The sequence below is a fragment of the Type-A symbiont of Plautia stali genome, assembly GCF_059731155.1.
This window is the reverse complement of record NZ_AP035891.1, coordinates 2,204,381-2,228,166: the sequence shown is the minus strand read 5'-3', so window position 1 is coordinate 2,228,166 and position 23,786 is coordinate 2,204,381. Positions and strand designations below refer to the sequence as shown.

Sequence of the window (23,786 nt, the reverse complement as noted above, 5' to 3'; positions counted from 1 at the left end):
AATATACGCCTCGTTCCCGACGGGGAACAAAGCGCGGAGCGGTAGTTCAGTTGGTTAGAATACCTGCCTGTCACGCAGGGGGGGGCGCGGGTTCGAGCCCCGTCCGTTCCGCCAATCTCTTTAAAGAAGCCGATGCAGCAATGCATCGGCTTTTTGCTTTTCTAAATCATACACATCTGGCGTAGGGTCGCCATTCATGGCGACCACCACCGCATTAATCCTTCTGTACCGCCACTTCCGCACGATAGGTGGCTTGCGGCACCTCACGTTCGGCGTGCGCCAGCCAGCGGTAGCAGCCAGCGCCCAGCGCCACGCCGATGAACCAGCTGAAGTTTGCCACCGCGTGCAGGGACGGAATAAAGCTAATCACCAGACAAATGCCGACGGAAGGCAGCAGTGCAGCAATCGCTTTCGGATTGAAACCGCCGCGGTACCAGTAGCGGCCCTTTGGCGTATCGTTGAACAGGTCATCAACGTACACTTTGCTGCGTTTGATCAGGTAGAAATCGGCGATCAGAATGCCAAACAGCGGCCCGATAAACGATCCCAGCACATCCAGCGTGTAGTGAATCAGCTCCGGCGACTGGAACAGATTCCACGGTGTCAGCAGCACTGAACCCACGGCGGCGATCATGCCACCCGCGCGGAAGCTGATCTTCTGCGGTGAGCAGTTAGAGAAATCAAACGCTGGCGAAACGAAGTTCGCCACGATATTGATGCCGATGGTGGCGGTAATCATGGTCAGCAGCCCGATAGCGACGGCCACATCGTTGCCTACCATACTCACGGTTTCAATCGGATCGGTGATCATTTTGCCAAACAGCGACTGAGTACCAGAGACAATTACCACGGTCACAATCGAAAACAGCAGGAAGTTGAACGGCAGGCCCCAACGGTTGCCCCGGCGAATCTCACCCATGCTTTTGCCGTAGCGCGAGAAGTCACCAAAGTTGAGCAGCGGACCGGAGAAATAAGAGACCACCAGCGCGGTCGCGGTAATCATCTGCCAGGTTTGCTCGCTCGCGCTCAGTGATTTACTGGCGAGGGTGAAGGAGATACCGTCAAAACCGGTTTTGTATACAATCCAGCCCGCCAGCGCCACCATCACCACGTATACCGCCGGACCGGCGATATCAATAAAGCGTTTAATCGCGCTCATGCCATGCCAGAACACCATCGCCTGCAGCAGCCACATCACGCCGAAACAGCACCAGCCAAGCTGGGACAGGCCCAGCCAGCTGCTCTGCGTCATGCTGCTTAACGACGGATAGAACTTCAGCAGCACCAGCATCAGTGCATTCGCCGCCAGATAGGTCTGAATGCCGTACCAGGCGAAGGCGATCAGCCCGCGAATCACCGCCGGGATGTTGGCACCAAACACGCCAAATGCCTGACGGGAAATCACCGCATAAGGCACGCCGGACATCTGGCTCGGCTTCGCCACTAGGTTGGCGCACAGCTGCACGATACAAATTCCCACCAGCAGACACAGCAGCACCTGCCAGCTGGCCAGACCGAGGGTGAAGAAACTGGCCGCCACTACATACCCCCCCATGCTGTGCACGTCCGACATCCAGAACGAAAAAATGTTGTACCACGACCAGCTCTGGTTGCGGGTCGGCGCCAGGTCGTCGTTACACAGACGCGGGCTGTAATGGGCGTTGGCTTCAGAGGCCACCGCAGAGGTCACTTCAGAATGATTTGGCATGAAACCTGCTCCTCTTAACTTCATGGAAAAATAATGACAGCGTGAAACGGTATTGCAGGATCCAGGCCAGAATTGATTTCTTGTATACAAAAAATGAATTTCACGTATACGATGTGCTGTGCACAGTCACTTGCCGGAGCAGGTAATGAAGAGTGAAACAGGCCAGAAAACGGCTGCCGATCTGAATGACAGAGACGAACCTATCTATCAGGCGTTGCTGAACGCCATCGTGGAGCATCAGCTGCCGCCGGGCAGCAAATTGCCGGAAGAGGCGCTGTCGGAGGTGTTTGGCGTCAGCCGCACCGGCATTCGTAAGGTGCTGCAGCGCCTCGCGGCGGTGCAAATGATCACCCTGTCGCCCAGACGTGGTGCACAGGTGGCGACGCCGGGCGTGGAGGAAGCGCGCGACATCTTTGCCACGCGCAGCCTGCTGGAGTGCGCCAATCTGCCGGCGTTAACCACGGCGCTGCAGCATCACTTCGAACATATCGTCGCCAGCCTGCACTTTGAACGCAGCGGCGAAACCCTGCCTGATTTCACCCGGTTATTTGCCGGTCATAAAGGAGCGGCATCATGAGCCTGATCCAGGTGATCAACCCGAATACCAGCGCAGCCATGACGGCGACCATCGGTGCAGCGGCACGCGCCGTGGCCGCACCTGGCACGGAGATTGTGGCGGTGTGCCCGAGCGAGGGCGTGCCCTCCATTGAAGGACACTTTGATGAAGTGATTGCCGCGGTGGGTGTGCTGGAACAGGTGAAACGCGGCAAAGAGCAGGGCGTCAGCGGCCACATCATCGCCTGTTTTGGCGATCCGGGGCTGCTGGCGGCGCGCGAACTGGCGAGCGGGCCGGTGATTGGCATTGCCGAAGCGGCGATGCACACCGCGACGCTGGTGGCGACGCGCTTTTCGATTGTGACCACGCTGTCGCGCACGCTGGTGATCGCCCGCCATCTGCTGCAGCAGTACGGATTCAGCCATCACTGTGCCGCACTGCACGCCATTGACCTGCCGGTACTGGCGCTTGAGGACGGCAGCGGCGTCGCGCAGGAGAAAGTGCGCGAGCGCTGTCTGCAGGCGAAACGTGAAGATGGCAGCGGGGCGATTGTGCTGGGCTGCGGCGGCATGGCGTCGCTGGCGCAGGACCTGACTAAAGAGCTGGGCCTGCCGGTGATTGATGGCGTCAGCGCGGCGGTGAAAATGGTCGAGTCATTACTGGCGCTGGGCTTTGGTACCAGCAAACACGGCGATCTGGCTTACCCGATTAAAAAACCGCTCAGCGCGGCATTTCAGCACCTAAACTAAGGGCTGGTTGAGGACTGATGACAGGAACCTGCAGAATGAGTGATGTATCTGAAAAGAAAGAGTACAGCTTCAACAAAAATTATCCGCGCGATCTGATTGGCTATGCGGGCCAGCCGCCGCACGCGCAGTGGCCGGGTGAGGCGCGGGTGGCGGTGCAGTTCGTGCTCAACTATGAAGAGGGCGCTGAAAACAATGTGCTGCACGGTGACGCGGGCTCTGAGCAGTTTCTCTCCGACATCATCGGTGCCGCCAGCTATGCCGATCGCCACATGTCGATGGATTCCCTGTATGAGTACGGCTCGCGTGCCGGTTTCTGGCGCATCCATCAGGAGTTTCAGCAGCGCGGCCTGCCGCTGACCATCTTTGGCGTCGCGATGGCGCTGGCGCGGCATCCGCAGATTGTTGAGGCCATTAAAGCCGCCGATTACGATGTGGTCAGCCACGGCTGGCGCTGGATTCACTATCAGGGGATGGATGCCAAAACCGAGCGTCAGCACATGCAGCAGGCAGTGGACGTGCTCACCGAGTTATTCGGTAAAGCGCCCACCGGCTGGTATACCGGGCGCGACAGCACCAATACGCGGCGGCTGGTGGTCGAGCAGGGCGGCTTCAGCTACGACAGCGATTACTACGGTGACGATCTGCCCTTCTGGACGCAGTTCACCTGTCAGGACGGCACGGTGAAGCCGCATCTGATCATTCCCTACACGCTGGAGTGCAACGACATGCGCTTCGCCACGCCGCAGGGATTCAACACCGCCGAGCAGTTCTATACCTATCTGCGCGATACCTTTGATGTGCTGTATGAAGAGGGCGCGACTGCGCCGAAGATGATGTCGATCGGCATGCACTGCCGTCTGTTGGGACGTCCGGGGAAATTCCGCGCGCTGCAGCGTTTCCTCGACCATATTCAGCAGCACGACAAGGTGTGGGTGTGCACGCGTCAGCAGATTGCCGATCACTGGATGAAGACGCATCCGGCTGCGTAAGCGGCCTTATCTTTCACGGATGTCAGGTATTTTTTGCCCTCTCTTGCCAGGAGAGGGCAACACTCGCACCCACCTCAGCTCATCAAACTCACCTGCGCCGCCACGATGCGCCAGCCGCACGGCAGCCGCACCCAAGTCTGCTGCTGACGGCCAGTCTTTTCCACACCCTTGCGGGTGAACTCGGTGCTGCACACCGCATAGTCATCGCCAAAGGTGGTGATGACCGTATTGCGCAGCGTGCGATCGAGCCCCTTTGACGGACGCGCCGCGCGAAAGGCGCGAATCTCCTCAATCCCGTACAGATTCTCTCCGGCACCGAGTCGCACCGTACGCGCATCGTGCCAGAACAGCTCGTCCAGCACGGCGACATCATTGCTCACCAGCGCCTGCTCGTAGCGATAAAACGCGGCGGTGACTTCAGCCAGTATCGCCGGACGATTGATATGTTCAGGTGTCATCTTCAGGCATCCATAAAAGAGGTTTGTGGCAGCGTCACACCCTGCTGCTGCAGTGCCCAGGCGGCGCGCAGCGCCAGCTGTTCGTTAAACGGCGCGGCAATCAGCTGCAGGCCAATCGGCAAACCGCTGGCGGTGAGCAGCGGCACGCTACACACCGGCAGGCCGAGGAATGAAATCGGCTGTGTCAGCATGCCCATGCTGGCGCGTGTTGGCAAATCCTGACCGTTGATGTGAATGGTTTCCTGGCCGAGGGTGGTTGCGGTACAGGGCGTCGCCGGGGCGATCAGCACGTCATAATGGTCGAACAGCGGCAGCACCTGCTGCTGGAAGTGACGGCGAAAACGCTGGGCCTGCACATACCACGCGGCGGGCAACATCGCGCCAGCCAGCAGGCGTTCGCGTGAATTCGGCTCAAACCGTTCTGGCTGGGTGCGCAGAGCTGGCAGATAGTGATTGCCGCCTTCCGCCGCGGTCATGATAAACGCGGCCGAGCGCGCCAGCTCGTCCTGGGGTAGCGTCACTTCTTCTGCCGCGCCGAGCGCGCTGGCCGCCACCGCCACCGCCGCGCGCGCGTCATCGCTGCACCAGTCAGCGAAAAAGCCGCCCAGTACCGCGCTGCGCAGCTTTTCGCTGCCTGCAGATAGCCTGTCACTGACCAATTCCGCAGGGCGCGCCGCCTGAAACGCATCGCTGGCGTCACCGCCCTGCAGCGCATCGTAAACCAGACTCAAATCTTCCACCGAGCGGGCAAACGGACCGATGTGGTCGAGGCTGGCGACAAACGGATGGCTGCCGCTGCGCGACAGGCGACCAAAGGTAGGTTTCAGGCCGAAAATGCCGCACAGCGAAGCAGGCACGCGAATCGAGCCGTTGGTGTCGGTGCCGAGTGAAAAGTGCACCAGTCCGGCGGCGACGGCTGCCGCGGAACCGCCAGATGAGCCGCCGGCCACGCGCGACAGATCGCGCGGGTTGCGGGTGGCACCATAATGGGTGTTCTCCGTGGTAAAGCCGTAGGCGTAGGCGTCCATATTCAGCATGCCGGAGAGCAGTGCGCCGCTCTGCTGCAGCTTAGAGACCGCCCATGCATCCTGCTGCGCCACCGGCCGCTCGCTGAACAGGCTGGCACCGGCAAGCGTGCTGTGACCGGCGACGTCAAACAGGTTTTTTACCGCATAGGGAATGCCAGCCAGCGCCGGCAGCGGCTCGCCGCGCTGACGCTGCTGATCCAGCCGATCGGCTTCCCGCAGCATGCGCTGCGTGGTTACGGCGGTCCAGGCGTTGATGGCTGGGTTATGCTGTTCAATGGCGGCCAGCGTCTGTTGTGCGATGTCGCGCGCGCTGAGATCGCCCTGCGCCAGTGCCTGCTGCAGCTGGCTAATCGATAAGGCTGCCAGCGTCATGGATGAAACACTCCCGCCACTTCCAGGCGATCATCCAGCGGCAGCGCCATCAGCGGCTGCGCCATTGCGGCGATACGGTTAAACTGCGTCAGCAGTTCAGCGCGGCGCGTGTCGTCCAGCTCCAGCGCCAGAATCTGTTCCATTTGGGCAATATAGGTTGCCCAGTCCGGTTGTGCACTCATGATTATCTCCGTTAAAAACCGGCAGCGCTGCCGTTGCTGCGTGGATCAAACGCGCCTTCCAGCATGCCATTGTTGTGTCTGACGATGGCGCCCGCGTGACCCACCACTTCACTGTATTCAGCCAGCAGTTCGACCTCATGACCGAGCGCGCGCAGCTGCTGCACGGTTTCAGGCGCGATGCGCGCCTCCAGCTTGAGGGAGTCTGAGGATTGGCCCCAGGTGCGGCCAAGCAGCCAGCGTGGTGCGCTGACTGCCTGCTGCAGCGGCTGGCCATGAATGACATGGCGGGTAAAGATCGCCGCCTGGGTTTGCGGCTGGCCGTCACCGCCCATCGAGCCGTACACCAGCGTGCGGCCATCTTTCAGTCGTGCAGCCGCTGGATTGAGCGTATGGAACGGCTGTTTGCCCGGTGCCAGCGTCAGCAGATGATCCGGCTGCAGGCTGAACGCCGCGCCACGGTTTTGCCAGGTAATACCGGTGCCGGGCAGCACGACGCCGCTGCCAAATTCGTGGTAAATGCTCTGGATAAAGGAGACGGCCAGGCCGCTGCTGTCCATCACCCCCATCCACACGGTATCGCCCGGTCCGCGTCCGGTGCCCCAGGGCGCGGCACGATCGTCCTGCACCTGCGCGGCCAGCGTGCCGAGATGATCCGCATCCAGCAGCGACTGCACATCAATCGCCATGTGACGCGGATCGGTGATGTGTTGATCGCGCAGTGCAAAGGCCTGTTTGGTGGCTTCAACGATGCGGTGTACCGTCTGCGCTTCATTCGCGTCGGCCATCGCTAGACGATCGGTGATACCGAGGATCGCCAGCGATACCAGCCCCTGCGTCGGCGGCGTCATGTTCCAGATATCGCCTTCGCTGTGCGCGAGGTGCAGCGGCGTGCAGCGCCGGGCGTGCTGCCGGTGTAAATCGTCCAGCGTAATCGGCATGCCGAGGGCGTCCATTTCGCGAGCCAGATGGTGCGCCAGCTCACCGCGATAAAAGCTCTCCAGCCCTTGTTCGCTCAGCACGCTCAGCGTCTGCGCCAGCGCCGGCTGGGTAAAACGACTGCCGGCGGCGGGTGGTGCGCCATCAGGCAGAAAGGTGGCAGCAAAACCGGGCTGATGTTGCAGCTCATGCTGTTTTGCCGCCGCCGCCGCAGCCTGGGAGGCGGTGACCGGAATGCCATCGGCCGCATAGCGAATCGCGTCGCGCAGCAAACGGCTCAGCGGCAGCGGCGTCGCGCCCAGTTCGTGTGCCAGCGTCAGCGCTTCCTGCCAGCCGCTGACGGTGCCGGCAACCGTCAGTGCCGCTTTAGGGCCGCGATGCGGAATATGGCTCTCACCGTGATAGAAGTCGGGGTGCGCCAGCGAGCCGGCGGCTCCGCTGGCATCGATAGCAATCGGATCGCCACTGGGCGGCACCACCAGCCAGAAGCCGTCGCCGCCGAGGCCATTCATGTGTGGGTAGACCACCGCAATGGTCGCCGCGGCGGCCACCATGGCTTCCAGCGCGTTGCCCCCTTCACGCAGAACCGCCAGCGCGCTTTCGCTGGCAAGGTGATGCGGCGTAACCGCCATGCCCATCGGGGCCATATTGCTCTGAATCATAGTTAACTGTTCCCGGATTATTCTTTTGTAGCGGCGCGATTTATCGCGCTGGATATGGAAAACAAGCGCAATAAATTGCGCCGCTACCAGTCTGTACCAATGGTAAAGCAAGAGCCGTTCCAGTTTTGGTGTTACGCCAGCCTGGATCGATTTATGCTAGCTTTTGATGAAACGAAAGTTACAGGACCGATGATGAAACAGCTCGATGAACGCCTTCGCAGTCACTATCCGCAACTGTCACCGCAGGAGCAGCGCATTGCTGACTTTGTGTTTGACCATTTTGATGATCTGATTAGCTATAACAGCGCTGAGCTGGCGCGGCTCAGCGGCGTATCAAAGGCCACGGTGAGCCGGCTGTTCAAACGCCTCGGCTATGAAAAATACAAAGACATGCGTGACAAACTGCGCACCCTGCGCCAGAGCGGAATGCCGCTAACCGATAACCGCGACGCGGTGCAGGGCAACACGCTGCTGTCGCGTCATTACAAGCAGGAGATGGCGAACCTGACGCAGTGGGTCAACAGCATTGACGCCCGGCAGTTTAGCGAGGTGATTGCCGCGCTGGGTGCCGCACGGCGGGTGTTCATCATTGGTATGCGCAACGCTTATCCGGTGGCGCTGCACCTGCGTCAGCAGCTGCTGCAGGCGCGCGCCCAGGTGCAGGTGTTGCCGCAGCCAGGCCAGACGCTGGGCGAAGAGCTGGTGGACATGACGCCGGAAGATGTGGTGGTAGTGATGGCGTTTCGCCGCCGGCCACGCATCATCCGTCCACTCATGCAGCAGTTGCAGCAGAGCGGCATCCCGGTGCTGGTGCTGTGCGAACCGCAGGCGCAGGGCATTCTCACCTTGGCGCGCTGGCAGCTGTGCGCGCCGCTCGACAGCGTTTCCGCCTTTGACAGCTACGCCTCGGCAATGAGCCTGATCAACCTGCTGGCCAATGCGCTGCTGCACGAAATGCTGTCGCAGGGGCGTCAGCGCATCCATCAGATTGCCGATCTTTACCAGCAGCTCGACGAGCTGGAACACCGCTAAAGGGCACCGTTTTGGTGCTTTGCACCTTTTTTGATCGCGTCCGCTAACGGGGTAATGCCCGTTATGATGCGCCTTTAACCGCCTAAAATCCTCCGTTTAGCCGCTGCGTTTGCTGCCCGTTGTGGTTGGCACATTAGTTGCAAATCAATTTATCAAGAATCTTTTGTTTCACCATTAACTCACCGGGGTGCATAATGAACAAAGTTTTACTGGCAGTAGCAGGTGCAGCATTGCTGCTGGCGCAGGCAGGCAGCGCCATGGCCGATCAGCTGCAGGATATCCAAAAGCGTGGCGTGATTCGCGTGGCGGTGCCGCAGGACTTCCCGCCGTTTGGCTCGGTTGGTACCAATCTGCAGCCGCAGGGCTATGACATCGACATGGCGAAATACCTCGCGAAGCAGATGAAACTGAAGTTGCAACTGGTGCCGGTGACCAGCGCCAACCGCGTGCCGTATCTGCAGACCGACAAGGTCGACCTAGTGATCTCCAGCATGGGCAAAAACGCCGAGCGCGAAAAAGTGATCGACTTCAGTCGCGCCTACGCACCGTTCTTCTTCGGCGTGTTCGGCCCGAAAGGCGAGACGCTGAAAGATGCGGCGGCGCTGAGCGGTAAATCGATTGGCGTGACGCGCGGTGCGGTAGAAGACATGGTGCTGAGCGATGTCGCCCCGAAAGATGCTCAGGTGAAGCGCTACGAAGATAACACCACCACGCTGTCCGCCTATCTTTCCGGTCAGGTGCAGTATGTCGCCACCGGAAACCTGGTGGTCGCAGCGATTGCGCGCCAGAACGCGGAAAAAGCCCCGGTGCCGCAGTTTATGCTGAAAGATTCACCGTGCGTTATCGGCCTGAAAAAGAATGAGCCAGCGCTGAAAGAGAAAGTAAACGCACTGATTGAGCAGGGTATTAAAGACTGCACGCTGAACAAGCTGTCGGAAGAGTGGCTGAAAGCGCCGCTGCCTGCCAACCTCGGCGTATAACAGGAACGGCCAATGATTGGGCAACTTAACTTTGCAGATCTCTGGCCGCACTGTGGGTCATGGTGCAGCTTACGGTACTGGCGACGGTGGGCGGTGTCGGACTGGGTATTCTCGGCGCGGCGCTGCGCAGCGGCAAACCGGGCTGGGCCAGCCGCCTGTGGGGCATCTACGTCGAGCTGATTCGCAACACGCCGTTCGTGGTTCAGCTGTTTTTTATCGTGTTTGGTCTGCCTAATCTCAGGCTGAAACTGACGGCCGGTGAAGCGGCGCTGCTGGCGATGCTGATTAACCTTGGCGCCTATAGCACTGAAATCATCCGTGCCGGTATCCAGGTAATGCCGCGCGGGCAGTGGGAAGCGGGGCGCGTGCTCGGGCTGAGCCGCACGCAAACCTTCATCCGCGTGGTGCTGCCGCCCTCGCTGCAGCGCATTTACCCGGCGCTGATCAGCCAGTGCATCATTGTGATGCTCGGCTCGTCGGTGGTGTCGCAGGTCTCTTATGAAGAGCTGACGTTTGCCGCCAACCTGATTCAGTCGCGCACCTTTTTGAGTTTTGAAGTCTATCTGGTGACCACGCTGATCTATCTGGCGTTGTCGATTGCCATGCGTCAGCTGCTGCTGACGCTGGGTCGCAAATGGTTTGGAGCGCAGCCGGCATGACGACGTTTACTGACTGGGACATCCTGCGCAACCTGCTGCTGGCGGCGCGCTGGACGATTTTGCTGTCGCTGGTGGCCTTTTTCGGCGGCACGCTGGTGACGCTGCCGCTGCTGTTTCTGCGTCTGCTGCAGCGTCGCTGGTTCACCCGCCTGATCCGCTGTTATACCGAGCTGTTTCAGGGCACGCCGCTGCTGATGCAGCTGTTTCTCGCTTTCTTCGGTCTCGGCCTGTTCGGCATCGATGTCGCGCCCTGGACGGCGGCGTCGCTGGCGCTGACGCTGTATACCAGCGCGTTTTTACTGGATATCTGGTACGGCAGCATTCGCGCGCTGCCAAAAGGACAGTGGGAAGCGTCGCGCTGCCTCGGCCTCAACTTTGGCCAGACGCTGTATCGCGTGGTGGCACCGCAGGCGATCCGCATCGCCATCGCGCCGACCGTCGGCTTTGCCGTGCAGGTGATCAAGGGCACCGCGCTGGCGTCGATTATCGGCTTTGTCGAGCTGACCAAAGCCGGCACCATTCTCAACAATGTGACGTATCAGCCCTTCAAGGTGTTTGGCATGGTGGCGCTCGGTTACTTCCTGATGTGTTATCCGCTGTCGCGTTACAGCCAGTACCTGGAGAAAAAATTCAATGCCGCTCATCACCATTAATCAGGTCCAGAAGTACTACGGTGATAACCACGTACTGAAAGGGGTCGATCTGGATATCGACAACGGCGAAGTGATTTCCATCATTGGCCGCAGCGGCTCTGGCAAAAGTACCCTGCTGCGCTGCATGAACGGGCTGGAAGGCTATCAGGAAGGCAGCATCAAACTGGGCGGCATGACGATTACCGATCGTGAATCGCAGGCGCGTGAAATCAGCCGCTCGGTGGGCATGGTGTTTCATAACTTTAACCTGTTTCCGCACATGACCGCGCTGGAAAACGTTATGCTGGCACCGCGCCGCGTGCTGAAAAATAGCGAGGCAGAGTGCCGCACGCTGGCCACGCAGATGCTGGAAAAAGTCGGGCTCGGCGAACGCCTCAATTACTACCCGGCCAACCTGTCGGGCGGTCAGCAGCAGCGCGTGGCGATTGCCCGCGCACTGGCGATGCAGCCAAAAGTTTTACTCTGTGACGAAATCACCTCGGCGCTCGATCCGGAGCTGGTGGGTGAAGTACTGAAAGTTCTGGAGCAGCTGGCTGCCGAAGGCATGACGCTGATTCTCGTCACCCATGAAATGAACTTCGCCCGCGATGTGGGCGACCGCGTGGTGTTTATGCATCAGGGGCGCGTATGGGAGCAGGGCGACAGCAAAACGCTGTTTGCAAATCCACAAACCGCCGAGCTGAAGCAGTTTATTTCGACCGTGCGTCTGTAACCGAACAATAAGGAACCCCTCATGGATATCAGCCAGTTCTCGCAAATCAATCCGCCACAGCGCCTGCTGATGGGACCGGGCCCGATCAACGCCGACCCACGCGTGCTGCGCGCCATGTCGAGCCAGCTGCTTGGACAGTACGATCCGGCGATGACGCACTATATGAACGAGGTGATGGCGCTGTACCGTGGCGTATTCCGCACTGAAAACCGCTGGACCCTGCTGATTGATGGCACCTCACGCGCCGGTATCGAAGCCATCCTGCTGTCGGCGATTCGTCCGGGCGATAAAGTGCTGGTGCCGGTGTTCGGCCGCTTCGGCCATCTGCTGTGCGAAATCGCCCGTCGCTGTCGCGCGGAAGTCCATACCATTGAGGTGCCGTGGGGCGAGGTGTTTACCCCGGATCAGATCGAAGATGCGATCAAAAAAGTCAAACCGCGCCTGCTGCTAACGGTGCAGGGCGATACCTCAACCACCATGCTGCAACCGCTGGAGCAACTCGACGCCATATGCCGCCAGTACGGCGTGCTGTTGTACACCGATGCCACCGCATCGCTGGGCGGCAATCCGCTGGAAACCGATGCCTGGGGGCTGGATGCGGTCTCTGCCGGGATGCAGAAATGCCTCGGCGGTCCGTCCGGCACCTCGCCGATCACCCTAAGCCCGCAAATGGAAGCGGTGATCCGCCAGCGTAAGTGCGTGGAGCGGGGCATCCGTACCGACGCACATCAGGATGGCGACGACGAGATGATCTACTCTAACTACTTCGATCTCGGCATGATCATGGATTACTGGGGACCGGAGCGGCTCAACCATCATACCGAAGCCACCTCGGCGCTGTTTGGCGCACGCGAATGTGCCCGTCTGATCCTGCAGGAAGGGCTAGATAACGGCATCGCGCGCCACAAGCTGCACGGTGATGCGCTACTGAAAGGCATTCAGGGCATGGGGCTGGAAACCTTTGGCCATCTCAAACATAAGATGAATAACGTGCTTGGCGTGGTGATCCCGCAGGGCATCAACGGCGACCAGGTGCGCAAATTGATGCTGGACGATTTTGGCATTGAGATTGGCACCTCGTTCGGTCCGCTGCACGGCAAAGTGTGGCGCATCGGCACCATGGGCTACAACGCGCGCAAAGATTGCGTGATGCTGACGCTGAGCGCGCTGGAGTCCGTGCTGAATCACGTCGGTTTCCGCACCACTCAGGGCGCGGCGCTGCAGGCCGCCTGGGACCACTACGGGAGCCACGCATGAGTCATAGCCTGATGAGCGCCGGTGAGGCGCAGTCAGCGGCGGCGCGGGTGATGGCGCGCTGTGACGCGCTGGCAGCAATCAGTGAGAGCGAAGAGGGACTGACGCGCGTCTATCTGTCGCCGGAGCAGGTGCGCGCCAACGCGCGCGTTGGCGAGTGGATGCAGGCGGCAGGTATGCACACCTGGCAGGATGCGGTCGGCAATATCTGCGGTCGCTATGAAGCGGCGGAGCCGGGTGCACCGGCGCTGCTGCTCGGCTCGCACCTCGATACCGTGCGCAACGCCGGACGTTACGACGGCATGCTGGGCGTGCTCAGCGCCATCGAAACCGTGCAGTGGCTGCACGACCATCAGCAGCGCCTGCCGCTAGCGATTGAAATTGTCGGCTTCGGCGATGAAGAAGGTACGCGCTTTGGCATCACGCTGCTTGGCAGCCGCGGCCTCACCGGCAGCTGGCCGGAGAGCTGGGTGTCACATCCGGACGGTAACGGTATTACGGTGGCGCAGGCGATGCAGGACCTGGGCCTGGACGCGGCGCTGATCCCGCAGGCGGCACGTGAGGTGAGCGACATTGCGGCTTATCTCGAACTGCACATTGAGCAGGGACCGTGCCTGGAACAGGAAGATCTGGCGCTTGGTGTGGTGACGGCGATTAACGGCGCGCGCCGTCTTAACTGCCGCTTTGTCGGGGAGGCCGGTCATGCCGGCACGGTGCCGATGACGCACCGCAAAGACGCGCTGGCAGCAGTGGCAGAGTGGATGGTGTTTGTTGAACAGGCCACGCAGGATCAGGATGCGCAGCTGGTGGCAACGGTGGGCACGCTGAGCTGTCTGCCGGGCGCCGTTAACGTTATTCCCGGCGAGGTGCAGCTGTCGCTGGACGTGCGTGGACCGCAGGATGAACCGCTGGAACGTCTGTTCTCCAGCCTGCTGACCCAGGCGGAAGCCATCGCGCTGCGGCGCGGTCTCAGCTTCAGCGCTAACGAGTACTATCGCATCGCGGCCACCGCCTGTGATACGCGGCTGCAGCAGGCGCTGAGCCATGCGGTAGAAACCGTGCAGGGGCGCAGTCTGGCGCTGCCGAGCGGAGCCGGTCACGACGCGATCGCTATGGCTGAGCGCTGGCCGGTGGGCATGCTGTTTGTGCGCAACCATCGCGGTATCAGCCATCATCCGGCGGAATCGGTGCAGGTGGCCGATGTGGCGCTCGGCGTGCAGGCGTATCTGCAGGCGGTGTGCGATCTGGCGCGCAGCTAAAGGAGTCGGGAAATGGATCTGATCGATTTTAATCAGGCGAGCGCCGCTCAGGCGCAGGCGGCGATTGCCCACTGCGTGGCGATTCCCGGCTGGCAGTAGGCGCTGGTGGCGGCGCGGCCGTTCGCCAGCCTGACGGCGCTGTACACAACGGCGCAACAGCTGGCGCTATCGCTGAATGAGGGCGCCTACATGGCGGAGATATTACGTTCCGGCTTACAGGCGGTAAAAAGCGGTCAGCGCACCGCCGGTATGGCGCTGGGAATGACCCACGCCCAGATCATGCGCAAGATTGTCTTGCCGCAGGCCGCGCGCATCGTGCTGCCACCAATGGGCAATCAGATGATCAGCATGCTGAAGTCCAGCGCGCTGGTGTCAGTGATTGTGGTGCAGGAGTTGTTGCTGGTGGCGAACCAGACCGCCAGCGCCAGCTTCCGCTATTTCGAGGCGCTTTGCGCGGCGGGGCTCTATTACCTGCTGCTGACCTCGCTGTTCATGCTGTTTCAGTCGTGGCTGGAGCGCACGCTCGACCCGAAACTGCGGCGTGGAAAATGGCAAAAGGCCCGGGCGCGCCACCGTCGGTTAACCAAACCGGCGGATACCGCAGGAGATCTGTCATGAACGAGACGAAACCACCGCTGCTGGAGTTGATTGGCATCGACAAGAGCTTTGGCCGTCAGCCGGTATTGAAGAACTGTTCGCTTAGCGTTCAGCGTGGGGAAACGGTGGTGCTGATTGGGCCTTCCGATTCCGGCAAATCTACGCTGCTGCGCTGCGTCAATCTGTTGTCACCCGCCGATAGCGGCAATGTGTTCTTCACCCGCCAGAATATCAGCCGGGGAAAAGTGCCGCCGCACCAGTTGCGCCAGCGTATTGGCATGGTGTTTCAGAACTACGAGCTGTTTTCCCATCTGACGGCAGCGGAAAACATCATGCTGGCGCCGATGACGGTACTCGGCGTCAACCGCATCACGGCACGCAAACAGGCAGAAGCGCTGCTGGCGAAGGTGCGTATTCACGATCGTGCCGATCATTTTCCCGACGAATTGTCTGGCGGTCAGCAGCAGCGCGTGGCCATTGCCCGGGCGCTGGCGATGAAGCCGGAACTGATGCTGTATGACGAGCCCACGTCAGCGCTCGATCCGGAGATGATCCGCGAAGTGCTTGATGTCATGGCGGAACTGAGCGCCGAGGGCATGACCAGCATGGTCGTCACCCATGAAATGGGGTTCGCGCGCCGTGACGCCAGTCAGATTTTGTTCATGGAAGAGGGCGAAATCCTGGGGCGCGCCAGCGCCAGCGACTTCTTCAACCGACAGGTTAGCGAACGCGCCCAGCGTTTTCTGGACCAAATCCTACATTAACAGCGGAGCCATAATGACTATTCACCCGGTCGACAGCGTGCGCATGAAGCGCGACCTCGCTACGCTGGTTGCCATCAATACAGAAAATCCTCCCGGTCAGGAGCGCGAAGCGGCAGAGTGCGTGGCAGGCTGGCTACGCGAGGCCGGTTTTGACCTGTCGTTCAGTGAATATGCGGCAGGGCGCACCAACGTAATAGCGGTTCTGCACAACGGTGCCGGACCCTGCTTCGCCTTCAATACCCATCTAGACACAGTGCCTGCCGGCAGCGGCTGGCGTAGCGATCCCTTTACCCTTACCGAGCGCGAGGGACGCCTGTACGGTCGTGGTGCCTGCGATGCCAAAGGACCGCTGGTGGCGATGGTTGAAGCGCTGCGCCTGCTGGCCGCCAGTCGCCACAGCTGGTCCGGTACGCTGATGGGGGGGTCACCGCCGATGAAGAGGTCGCCAGTGAAGGCGCGAAGTTTTATGTCCGACAGGCACCGCCGGCCATTGATTTTGCGGTGATCGGCGAACCAACCGGCAACGCCACGTTTTCCGCACATAAAGGCAGCCTGCGACCGCGCGTCAGGGTGAAGGGCGTAACGGCGCACTCTGGCACGCCCGAGCTGGGGGTAAACGCCATCTATCAGTCCGCCAGGTTACTGGGCCTGATTGAGCAGTCGCATCAGCAGCAGGTGCGCTGTCGCTGCAACGTGCTGGTGGGCAATGCCAGCCTGACGGTGACGCGCATCCACGGTGGTCACGCTGATAACGTGGTGCCGGACAGCTGCGAGCTGCTCCTCGACCGCCGCATGGTGCCAGGTGAGGATGAGCAGGCGGTGAAGGCCGAACTGCAGCAGCTGTTTGACCACGCGAAAGCCACTGCCGGCGTGGAGGCGGAAATCATTGCCTGGCAGGCCACCACGGGCGGGGCCACCGAGACCGACAGTAACGAAGCCATTGTTGCACACAGCCTCGCCGCCTGTCGTCGCCACGGGCAGGCGGAGCCGGGCCCATTTGGTTTTCAGGGGGGATGCGATTTAGTGCATTTTCGTTCGCTCGGGGCGAAAGGCGTGGTGATCGGACCCGGCAGCTTGGCGGTGGCTCACAAGCCAGATGAGTTCGTGCCTGTTGAAGAATTTATTGCTGCCGCAGCCATCTACCTCGACGTGGCACTAGCGATGCTGCCGCAGGAGTCCGCAACGTGAAAGCAACGCTTTGGCGCGGTCAGCTGCGCTATGACGCAGTAACGCTGCACACCGCGTCCTCGGGCGCAATCAGCGCGCTGGATACGCTGTGGCTGCGGCTGGACGATGGCACGCGCTGCGGCACTGGCAAGGTGCGGCTCAATATTCAGTATCTGCACGGCTACAGCGCCGATCGGGTGCTGGAAAACATCACCAGCGCCCTGGCAGCCTAGAACTGGGCACTGGCGCCGGCCCGCATGCTGTTCGACATGGCGCTGCATGATTTACTGGCGCAGCAGGCCGGCGTGAGCCTTGCGCACTGGCTCGGTGCCGCTGCTGCCAGCCCCGGCTACCCGACCAACCAGACGCTGTTCTGGGGCAGTGAAGCGCAAATGCTGACGCAGGCTGACCAGTACGTTGCTCGTGGCTTTACTCAGCTCAAATTGCGTACTGGCGTGGCGGATGTGGCCACCGATCTGGCGCGGTTGCACGCCCTGCGCGCCCGCTTTGGTGAGGCCATCACGCTGGCGATTGATGTCAATGGTCACTGGCGCAGGCGCACGCCGCTTTTCCAGCGCTGCAGGCGCTGAATCTCAGCTATGTCGAACAGCCGCTGGCACCGGCCAACGATGCCGCACTGGCGCAACTGAGCGGTTATGGCGTGCCGATTATGCTGGACGAGAGCCTGAATAGCCCGGCAGCAATCGATCAACTGATGGCGGCGAACGGCGCGCTGTGGGGCCACCTCAAGCTGGTCAAACTGGGTGGTATTGCGCCGACGCTCGCGGCAGCACGGCGCCTGCAGGCGGCTAGCATCCCTTTCATGATAGGTCAGATGAACGAAGGCCATGCGGCAACAGCGGCGGCGCTGCAGGTGTGTCGCGCCGTGCAGCCGCGTTTCGCAGAGCTGTACGGTGCCGATGGCCTGATAAACGATGCGGTGAGCGGCCTGCATTATCAGCAGGGCACTGTCGTCATCAATGATTTACCCGGCCTGGGCGTGCATTTTGATGCCGCGCGCCACTTTTCTCCAGGAGTCTGGTTATGCAACAGCTGAATAATGTTATCCAGGGCAGTGAATCCGCCTTTAGCGCACAGGAGTACGCACAACGCATCCAGCGCACCCGCGAACGTCTCAATGCGGCCGGCGTTGATGTGATGATTGTGACCGGGCCAGAAAATATTTTCTGGTTAACCGGTCAGCAAACACCGGGCTATTACGCCTTTCAGGCGCTGGTGCTGCCGACAGAAGGGGATCCGGTGTTTGTTATCCGCCAGCTCGAATACTTTAACTTTATCGCCAACACCTTTATCTCTGACGCCGCCATCTATCAGGATGGCGATAACCCGGTTGATTTTCTCGTTGCCCTGCTGCTGCAGCGCGGCTGGTTTTTGCCGGTAGCCGTGTATGAGGCACTACAAAGTCGCATCGGCAGCCTCGCCGATACCGCCGGGGTGATTGAGCCGCTGCGCGCAGTGAAATCGGCGGCGGAAGTGGAAAAGATCGCCCAGGCGGCGCGATATGTTGACGCCGGCATGCAGGCCGGTATGGCCGCAGTCCGCGCCGGGGCAGATGAAAATGCGCTGGTCTCAGCCATGATGGGTGCGGCCATCGCGGCCGGATCCGAGTATGTCGGGATGGAGCCGCTGGTTTCCAGTGGCCCACGCAGCGGTGTGCCTCACGGAACTTGGCGTCGTCGCGTGTTGCAGGATAATGAGCCGGTCTTTCTGGAGATGGCCGCCGCGCACGATCGGTATCACGCCGCGCTGATGCGATCTGCGTGGCTGGGGCGGCCACCTGCTATTGCGATGGAAATGGAGAAAGTGTGTCAGGAGGCGCTCCAGGCGGCGCTGCCAGCGGCGACATTGACTTCGGGGCCCTGCGCGAAAATATCGAACGCGTCATTGGGCTCGGTTACGACGGCCTGTTAATTGGCGGGACTTATGGCGAGTCTCCGGTGATGTCAGTGCCAGAACGCCGTGCGCTGTTTCACGCTGTGATGGACTGCGTGCAGGATCGCGTGGCGGTGATGCTGTGCAGCGCCAGCGCAGATCCGCGTGATGCCCGCGAGCTGACGCAGCTGGCAGGGGATCTGGGCGGTTTGCCGATGGTCACCGCGCCTTTCGTCAGCGAAATTACCGATGCGCAAATCCTTACCTATTTTGCTGAGATGGCGCCGCTGTCGAAAACCGGCATTCTGGTTTACAACGCGCCGGGCATTGGTATCACACTGTCACCGGCGCTGCTGGAGCAACTGGCGGCGATACCGGGCGTGGTAGGGATCAAACAGGGCGATCTGAATCCAACCGCCATCGATCAGATTGCCAACCGGCTGCGCGGCAAACTGCGTCTATTTTGTGCCTCCGATCTGGCCTTTGCCGGCCCGATGATGGCCGGATTCGATGGCATCAGTACCACCAACAGCGGCGCGCTGCCGGAGCGAATCCTTGCCTGCTATCGTGCGCTGGAACAGGGCGATGCCGCCACCGCGCGCGATCTGCACCAGCTGTGGTTTGACTATCGCACGCTGGCATGCCAGCACGGCCAGCCGCAGCTGGTGAAAGCGGCAATGGCGCTGCGCGGCTTCAATGGCGGCACGGTGCACGCACCGCTGCAGCCGATCTCGCCAGAAGCGCTGGTCGCGCTGACCAGCGACGGACGCAGCGGGGTTACGCTGGCGTCACCAGCGCCTGCAGAAAGGCCGTAAACAGCGGGTGCGGTGCATCCGGGCGCGACTGTAGCTCCGGATGCCCCTGTACCCCTTGCCAGAAACGATGATCGGCCAGCGCAATGCCTTCGATGATGTCATCAGTCTGGGCGGTAACCTGTACGCCGCTTGCCAGCAGTGGCGGATTAAAGCGATAGCGATGGTTGTAATGCATAAGGTGAAACGGCTCTGCGGCCGGGTATGGCAGCAGACCACAGCGATGGCGACCATCGGCAAAAGGAATAAAGCTGTGCAACGCGGCCTGCGGTGCCACTTCTGCCAGCATGGCCTGGCTGAGCGCCGGGTGACGTTGTAACGCAGCCGTGCACATGCTCTGCATGCCGAGGCACAGGCCCAGTGCGGGAATGTTGCGTTGCCGGCTGGCGTGCGCCACGGCGATTTGACCGCGCACCGCTGCCATCGATGCACCTCCCGGTAGCAGAATGCCGTGCAAGTCGTCGAGTTCGGACAGCTCATCTGACAGTGCGGCGGGGGCGAAAAAGTGAATATCCACATCGAGCGCCAGCGCCCGGGCTGCGGCGTAAAGCGCATCGAGAGTGGCCGGATAGCTGTCACGCTGATCGTGCTCGCGCGCTATCAGACCAATACGCAGCGCGTGGCGGCCGGGGGTCGGTGAAGTCAGGGTATGTTGCAGCAGGGTGTCGCTGCCATCCTGCAGCCGCATTGTCCTCTCACATGAAAGCGCATTGAGGCGCTGGCCTGGCAAATGAGCAATGCGCGCTACATCTGCCTGCGCCACGACGATTACGGCTTCGTTCGCAGGCAGCAGGGCTACATCGCTGACTTCGTGCTACAGTGTATCGCTCCCATACAGTCCGCTGGTGACGCAGTGACCTGCCGCCGCGACATGCTGATGGCTATTGGGGAAATCGCCAGAAAAATCCGGGCTCAGGCTCCATAACGGTAACGCCAGCTGATTGGCATACAGGCTGGCAAGCAGCCCAAAGCGCGCCGGAACGCGGACATCATCAACAATGAAAATAGGTAACACGGCACTCTTCCTGCTGGGATGGGGTGATTAATTGTATTAGTTGATTCAGGATATACAAAAGAGGATTTATGAATAGTCAGCTACTGGCCCGTCGCATGCAGCGCGTCCGTCCATCTCCTACCGCCGCGATTTCCGATCGGGTGCGTGCGCTGGAAGCCGCCGGCAAGGCAATAATCAATCTCGGCGAAGGAGAACTTGATTTTGCCACGCCGGACAGCATCAGCTATGCCGGTATTGCCGCCATTGTGCAGCAGCAAACCAAATACACCGCCGTTTCCGGTACGCGGGAACTCAAAACAGCGATTGCCGCCAAGTTTGCCCGTGATAACCAATTGCATTTTACCGCCGAGCAGATCATTGCTGGCAGCGGTGCCAAGCAGCTGATTTTTAACGCACTGCTGGCTACGCTGGATGCTGGCCAGCAGGTTATCATTCCTGCCCCTTACTGGGTTTCCTATCCGGATGTGGTGACGCTGGCGGAAGGCTAACCGGTGATCGTGGCCTGTGACGAACAGCACGACTGGAAGCTGCAGCCGCAACAACTGGCTGCCGCGCTGACGCCGGCAACACGTTGGGTGATTCTGAACTCACCGGGTAACCCGACCGGTGCGGTTTACAGTGCGCAGGAGTTACGGGCGCTGGCTGAGGTGCTGACCGATCATCCCCAGGTGCTAATCATAGCGGATGATATTTACGAGCCGTTACGCTACGACGCCACGCCATTCAGCGCTTTTGCCGCGGCGGCCCCGCAGCTGGCTGAACGCACGCTGACAGTCAACGGTGTCTCAAAAAGCCATGCCATGACCGGCTGGCGGCTCGGCTATGCTGCCGGTCCGGCATGGCTGATTAACGCGATGCAGATTCTGCAGTCACAGAGTACTTCTAATCCCAGCAGCATCTCGCAGGCAGCAGCGGTTGTCGCGTTGCAGCAACCGGCCGAATTTCTGGCAGGCTGGCTCGCTACGCTTGATCGGCGACGTCAGCAGGTGCTGACAATGATCGCGGCCAGCAACGGCCTCAGCGCCCGAGCGCCGCAGGGAGCATTCTATATTTTTGCCAACTGCCAAAAGTTACAGGGATGCGTGACGCCGCAGGGGCAACGACTGGAGGACGATAGCGCGCTGGCCAGCTGGTTGTTGCAGGATGCACAGGTTGCGGTGTTGCATGGATCGGCGTTTGGTATGCCGGGTTATTTACGCATTGCCTATGCGGTTGACGATGCGATGCTGGAGCAGGCCTGCGCGCGGCTGAAATCTTCGGTGGCAAAACTGCGCTGATGTCCGTCATGAGGGATTGATACGCGAGCGGATGCTGGTATGCATACTTCCGGTCGCCAGCAATGGCGATCGGGTGACCTTGGTGCGTGGTTTCTGCAGCAGTAAAAGTCCGCATGACCCGACACTGCGGCGTCAGCGCAGATTGCCGTGGCGCTTATCAATACGGCACCGTTTCCTTACTGGCCTGGCCTCATCTCATTCAGCTCGCTTAATCTGGCGTCATGCCGCCATCGCGCGATATTAATGATTAAATTGCCGCTGCTGATTTTCTGTTGCTTATTTGCGTTAGGTAAAGCTGTTTTTATGGCTTATTAAAAACTTCGTGATGTTTATTGTTTTTTACTATTAAGCGGAACTCTCTGATTGTTTAGGTGATATTCTGCGCACTGAAGTTTACAAAACCTTTACAATTAATTTTGCTTAAGTCTTTGATGATGGTAAAATAAGGATATTGCTGGCGCTGTTTATTATTATAGCGTCAGGCCAGATTATCGCTGCCCCTTTGACACCCGGCGACCGCGATTATCTGCAAAACCAACAACAGCAGCGACTGGAGCAGGATCAGCAGCAGCGCGATGCACTGTGGCATGCTGTGTGATACCGCTGAATGCGTCGGACGCCTCCCCGGCGGGCTCCGGCCCCTGTTTTCCGATCCAGCACATCCGTCTGCAGCACGTCACGCTGATATCCGATCGTCAGCAACAGGCGCTGACGGCACCTTATATCAATCGCTGTCTGAATTTAAGTGAAATTAATTCGCTGATACATGCGATTTCTGACTGGTATATGCAACGTGGTTACATTACCAGTCGGGCATTTTTAGCCGAACAGGATCTGTCGCATGGGCAGTTAATTATTCCGGTGCTGGAAGGAAAACTATTCGCTATTCGCCTCGACGGGGAGCAGCCGGCAATGTTAAAGATGGTTTTTCCTGATGCTGAGGGAAAAATACTTAACCTGCGCGATATTGAGCAGGGTATGGAGCAAATTAATCGCCTGCGCCCCAGCACGGTTATTCAGTGGTGAACCTGACGACAGCGGCAGAATTTCCGCTCAGCGCCGCGCTGGGATTTGATAATAGCGGACAAAAAAGCACCGGTGTCGGTCAGTTAACCGCATCGCTGACCGGCAACAACCTGTTGGGGCTGGCGGATCGCTGGTTTATCAGCGGCGGTCGCAGCAGCGCATTCAGCGAGTGGCGTGACGCGCAGAATGTGCAGGCGGGTGTCAGCGTGCCGTATGGCTACGGCCTGCTCGACTACAGCTATAGCTGGAGCAGTTATCACAGTCATTTTGATAACGATGGCTTCACCTGGCTGAGTAACGGCGACAATATTGCGCATCGCCTGAATGGTTCATGGGTGCTGTTTCGCAACGGTGAAATCAAAACCAGTTTGCAGCTCGGCCTGAATCACTACACCAGTCACAACTATCTCAACAATACCCTGTTGCAGAGTAGCAGTCGCAAAATCACCAGTACCCAGATCGGATTCAATCATACGCAAAAGATGTTCGGTGGCGTGGCAACGCTCAACCCAACCTTTAGCCGCGGTATGCCGTGGTTTGATGCGGAAAGTGATGCCGACAAAAGCGGGGACTTACCGCGGGCGCAGTTTCGCAAGTGGAGCCTGAGCGGCAGCTTCCAGCGACCTGTTTCGGACAAGTTATGGTGGCTCAGCAGCGTATACGGCCAGTGGTCACCGGATCGGTTATACGGCAGCGAACGCCTGACGCTCGGCGGCGAAAGCTCAGTCAGGGGCTTCAAAGAACAATACCTGTCGGGCGACGCGGGTGGTTATTTGCGTAATGAACTGGATTACACTCTGTTCACCTTGCCGTTTGTCGGTGATGTCAGCGCCCTGGCGGCGGTGGACGGCGGCTGGCTGAAGAGCGATGCGCAGAACCGCGAGTCTGTGGGCACATTATGGGGCAGCGCAGTGGGGATCAGCACCCGTAGCCGTTTCTTTTATACCCAATACACGGTCGGTTTTCCGCTCAGTTATCCCGGCTATCTGCAACCGGATCACGTTAGCATTTATGCCCGGGTCGGGCTGGTTTTTTAAGAGGTAATG

Annotated in this window: 18 protein-coding genes, 1 tRNA gene and 7 pseudogenes; 19 read left to right on the top strand and 7 right to left on the bottom strand. The window is 60.0% G+C overall.

What is annotated here, in order from left to right:
* Nucleotides 1-35 precede the first annotated feature (35 nt).
* A tRNA-Asp gene (locus AC6I8M_RS11990) sits at nt 36-114 on the top strand.
* Between the two features lie 100 nt (nt 115-214).
* Here AC6I8M_RS11990 and AC6I8M_RS11985 read toward each other — a convergent pair.
* A complete protein-coding gene (locus AC6I8M_RS11985; RefSeq protein ID WP_010616977.1) occupies nt 215-1,708 on the bottom strand; it encodes an NCS1 family nucleobase:cation symporter-1 in 1,494 nt (497 codons plus the stop codon).
* Between the two features lie 145 nt (nt 1,709-1,853).
* Between AC6I8M_RS11985 and AC6I8M_RS11980 the strand changes: the two genes are divergently transcribed.
* From AC6I8M_RS11980 to puuE, 3 genes are read left to right on the top strand one after another with little or no spacing between them, the layout of a single operon-like run.
* Nucleotides 1,854-2,285: a GntR family transcriptional regulator gene (locus tag AC6I8M_RS11980; RefSeq protein ID WP_010616978.1), complete on the top strand. Its 432-nt coding sequence runs from the start codon at nt 1,854-1,856 to the stop codon at nt 2,283-2,285.
* A complete protein-coding gene (hpxA, locus tag AC6I8M_RS11975) occupies nt 2,282-3,013 on the top strand; it encodes an allantoin racemase (protein WP_010616979.1) in 732 nt (243 codons plus the stop codon). Before AC6I8M_RS11980 ends, hpxA begins: the two co-directional genes overlap by 4 nt.
* A 35-nt stretch (nt 3,014-3,048) precedes the next feature.
* Nucleotides 3,049-4,002, top strand: coding sequence for an allantoinase PuuE (gene puuE, locus AC6I8M_RS11970; RefSeq protein WP_010616980.1), 954 nt, complete (start codon nt 3,049-3,051; stop codon nt 4,000-4,002).
* A 74-nt stretch (nt 4,003-4,076) separates the two neighbouring features.
* Here the strand turns inward: puuE and hpxZ are convergent, their stop codons facing one another.
* The 4 genes from hpxZ to AC6I8M_RS11950 are packed head-to-tail and all read right to left on the bottom strand — an operon-like array spanning nt 4,077 to nt 7,640.
* Complete coding sequence (gene hpxZ / locus AC6I8M_RS11965) at nt 4,077-4,460, bottom strand: oxalurate catabolism protein HpxZ (protein ID WP_010616981.1); 384 nt, start codon at nt 4,458-4,460, stop codon at nt 4,077-4,079.
* 2 nt (nt 4,461-4,462) lie between these two features.
* Nucleotides 4,463-5,860 carry an AtzE family amidohydrolase gene (locus AC6I8M_RS11960; protein WP_010616982.1) on the bottom strand — a complete coding sequence of 466 codons (1,398 nt, stop codon included), beginning with the start codon at nt 5,858-5,860 and terminating at the stop codon, nt 4,463-4,465.
* Nucleotides 5,857-6,042, bottom strand: a complete 186-nt coding sequence (gene hpxX / locus AC6I8M_RS11955; protein ID WP_010616983.1) for an oxalurate catabolism protein HpxX — start codon at nt 6,040-6,042, stop codon at nt 5,857-5,859. The genes AC6I8M_RS11960 and hpxX overlap by 4 nt, the downstream gene beginning before the upstream one ends.
* An 11-nt stretch (nt 6,043-6,053) precedes the next feature.
* Entirely contained in the window at nt 6,054-7,640 is a 1,587-nt protein-coding gene (locus tag AC6I8M_RS11950) for a gamma-glutamyltransferase family protein (RefSeq protein WP_010616984.1), read from the bottom strand.
* 192 nt (nt 7,641-7,832) lie between these two features.
* Between AC6I8M_RS11950 and hpxU the strand changes: the two genes are divergently transcribed.
* The 13 genes and pseudogenes from hpxU (at nt 7,833) to AC6I8M_RS11885 (ending at nt 19,425) form a co-directional block, all read left to right on the top strand.
* Nucleotides 7,833-8,672, top strand: a complete 840-nt coding sequence (hpxU, locus tag AC6I8M_RS11945) for a MurR/RpiR family transcriptional regulator HpxU (protein ID WP_010616985.1) — start codon at nt 7,833-7,835, stop codon at nt 8,670-8,672.
* A gap of 194 nt (nt 8,673-8,866) precedes the next feature.
* A complete protein-coding gene (locus AC6I8M_RS11940; RefSeq protein ID WP_498013392.1) occupies nt 8,867-9,652 on the top strand; it encodes a transporter substrate-binding domain-containing protein in 786 nt (261 codons plus the stop codon).
* 12 nt (nt 9,653-9,664) lie between these two features.
* Nucleotides 9,665-10,311, top strand: a pseudogene (locus tag AC6I8M_RS11935) (amino acid ABC transporter permease).
* Nucleotides 10,308-10,964: an amino acid ABC transporter permease gene (locus tag AC6I8M_RS11930; RefSeq protein ID WP_010616988.1), complete on the top strand. Its 657-nt coding sequence runs from the start codon at nt 10,308-10,310 to the stop codon at nt 10,962-10,964. Before AC6I8M_RS11935 ends, AC6I8M_RS11930 begins: the two are co-directional and overlap by 4 nt.
* Nucleotides 10,945-11,676 carry an amino acid ABC transporter ATP-binding protein gene (locus AC6I8M_RS11925; RefSeq protein WP_022547201.1) on the top strand — a complete coding sequence of 244 codons (732 nt, stop codon included), beginning with the start codon at nt 10,945-10,947 and terminating at the stop codon, nt 11,674-11,676. The genes AC6I8M_RS11930 and AC6I8M_RS11925 overlap by 20 nt, the downstream gene beginning before the upstream one ends.
* 21 nt (nt 11,677-11,697) lie before the next feature.
* On the top strand, nt 11,698-12,933 hold the full coding sequence (locus AC6I8M_RS11920; RefSeq protein WP_010618320.1) for a pyridoxal-phosphate-dependent aminotransferase family protein: 1,236 nt from the start codon (nt 11,698-11,700) through the stop codon (nt 12,931-12,933).
* A complete protein-coding gene (gene hpxK, locus AC6I8M_RS11915) occupies nt 12,930-14,189 on the top strand; it encodes an allantoate amidohydrolase (protein ID WP_010618321.1) in 1,260 nt (419 codons plus the stop codon). The genes AC6I8M_RS11920 and hpxK overlap by 4 nt, the downstream gene beginning before the upstream one ends.
* Before the next feature lie 147 nt (nt 14,190-14,336).
* Nucleotides 14,337-14,807: pseudogene (locus AC6I8M_RS11910) on the top strand (amino acid ABC transporter permease); the annotation flags it as partial.
* Entirely contained in the window at nt 14,804-15,550 is a 747-nt protein-coding gene (locus AC6I8M_RS11905; protein WP_010618323.1) for an amino acid ABC transporter ATP-binding protein, read from the top strand. The pseudogene AC6I8M_RS11910 and the gene AC6I8M_RS11905, both read left to right, overlap by 4 nt.
* A 13-nt stretch (nt 15,551-15,563) precedes the next feature.
* Nucleotides 15,564-16,738: pseudogene (locus AC6I8M_RS11900) on the top strand (M20 family metallopeptidase).
* Nucleotides 16,735-17,774: pseudogene (locus AC6I8M_RS11895) on the top strand (mandelate racemase/muconate lactonizing enzyme family protein). The pseudogenes AC6I8M_RS11900 and AC6I8M_RS11895 overlap by 4 nt, the downstream one beginning before the upstream one ends.
* Nucleotides 17,762-18,577 (top strand): annotated as a pseudogene (locus AC6I8M_RS11890) (M24 family metallopeptidase); the annotation flags it as partial. The pseudogenes AC6I8M_RS11895 and AC6I8M_RS11890, both read left to right, overlap by 13 nt.
* Complete coding sequence (locus AC6I8M_RS11885; protein WP_498013391.1) at nt 18,544-19,425, top strand: dihydrodipicolinate synthase family protein; 882 nt, start codon at nt 18,544-18,546, stop codon at nt 19,423-19,425. The pseudogene AC6I8M_RS11890 and the gene AC6I8M_RS11885, both read left to right, overlap by 34 nt.
* Here the strand turns inward: AC6I8M_RS11885 and AC6I8M_RS11880 are convergent.
* Nucleotides 19,388-20,110 (bottom strand): glutamine amidotransferase-related protein, encoded by a 723-nt coding sequence (locus AC6I8M_RS11880; RefSeq protein ID WP_022547209.1) that lies wholly within the window; start codon nt 20,108-20,110, stop codon nt 19,388-19,390. The genes AC6I8M_RS11885 and AC6I8M_RS11880 overlap by 38 nt on opposite strands.
* Nucleotides 20,111-20,236: 126 nt before the next feature.
* Nucleotides 20,237-20,437, bottom strand: coding sequence for a hypothetical protein (locus tag AC6I8M_RS11875; RefSeq protein ID WP_041387038.1), 201 nt, complete (start codon nt 20,435-20,437; stop codon nt 20,237-20,239).
* A 68-nt stretch (nt 20,438-20,505) separates the two neighbouring features.
* Between AC6I8M_RS11875 and AC6I8M_RS11870 the strand changes: the two are divergent.
* Both AC6I8M_RS11870 and AC6I8M_RS11865 read left to right on the top strand, forming a co-directional pair.
* Nucleotides 20,506-21,714 (top strand): annotated as a pseudogene (locus AC6I8M_RS11870) (pyridoxal phosphate-dependent aminotransferase).
* Between the two features lie 442 nt (nt 21,715-22,156).
* Nucleotides 22,157-23,777: pseudogene (locus tag AC6I8M_RS11865) on the top strand (ShlB/FhaC/HecB family hemolysin secretion/activation protein).
* Nucleotides 23,778-23,786: the final 9 nt, after the last annotated feature.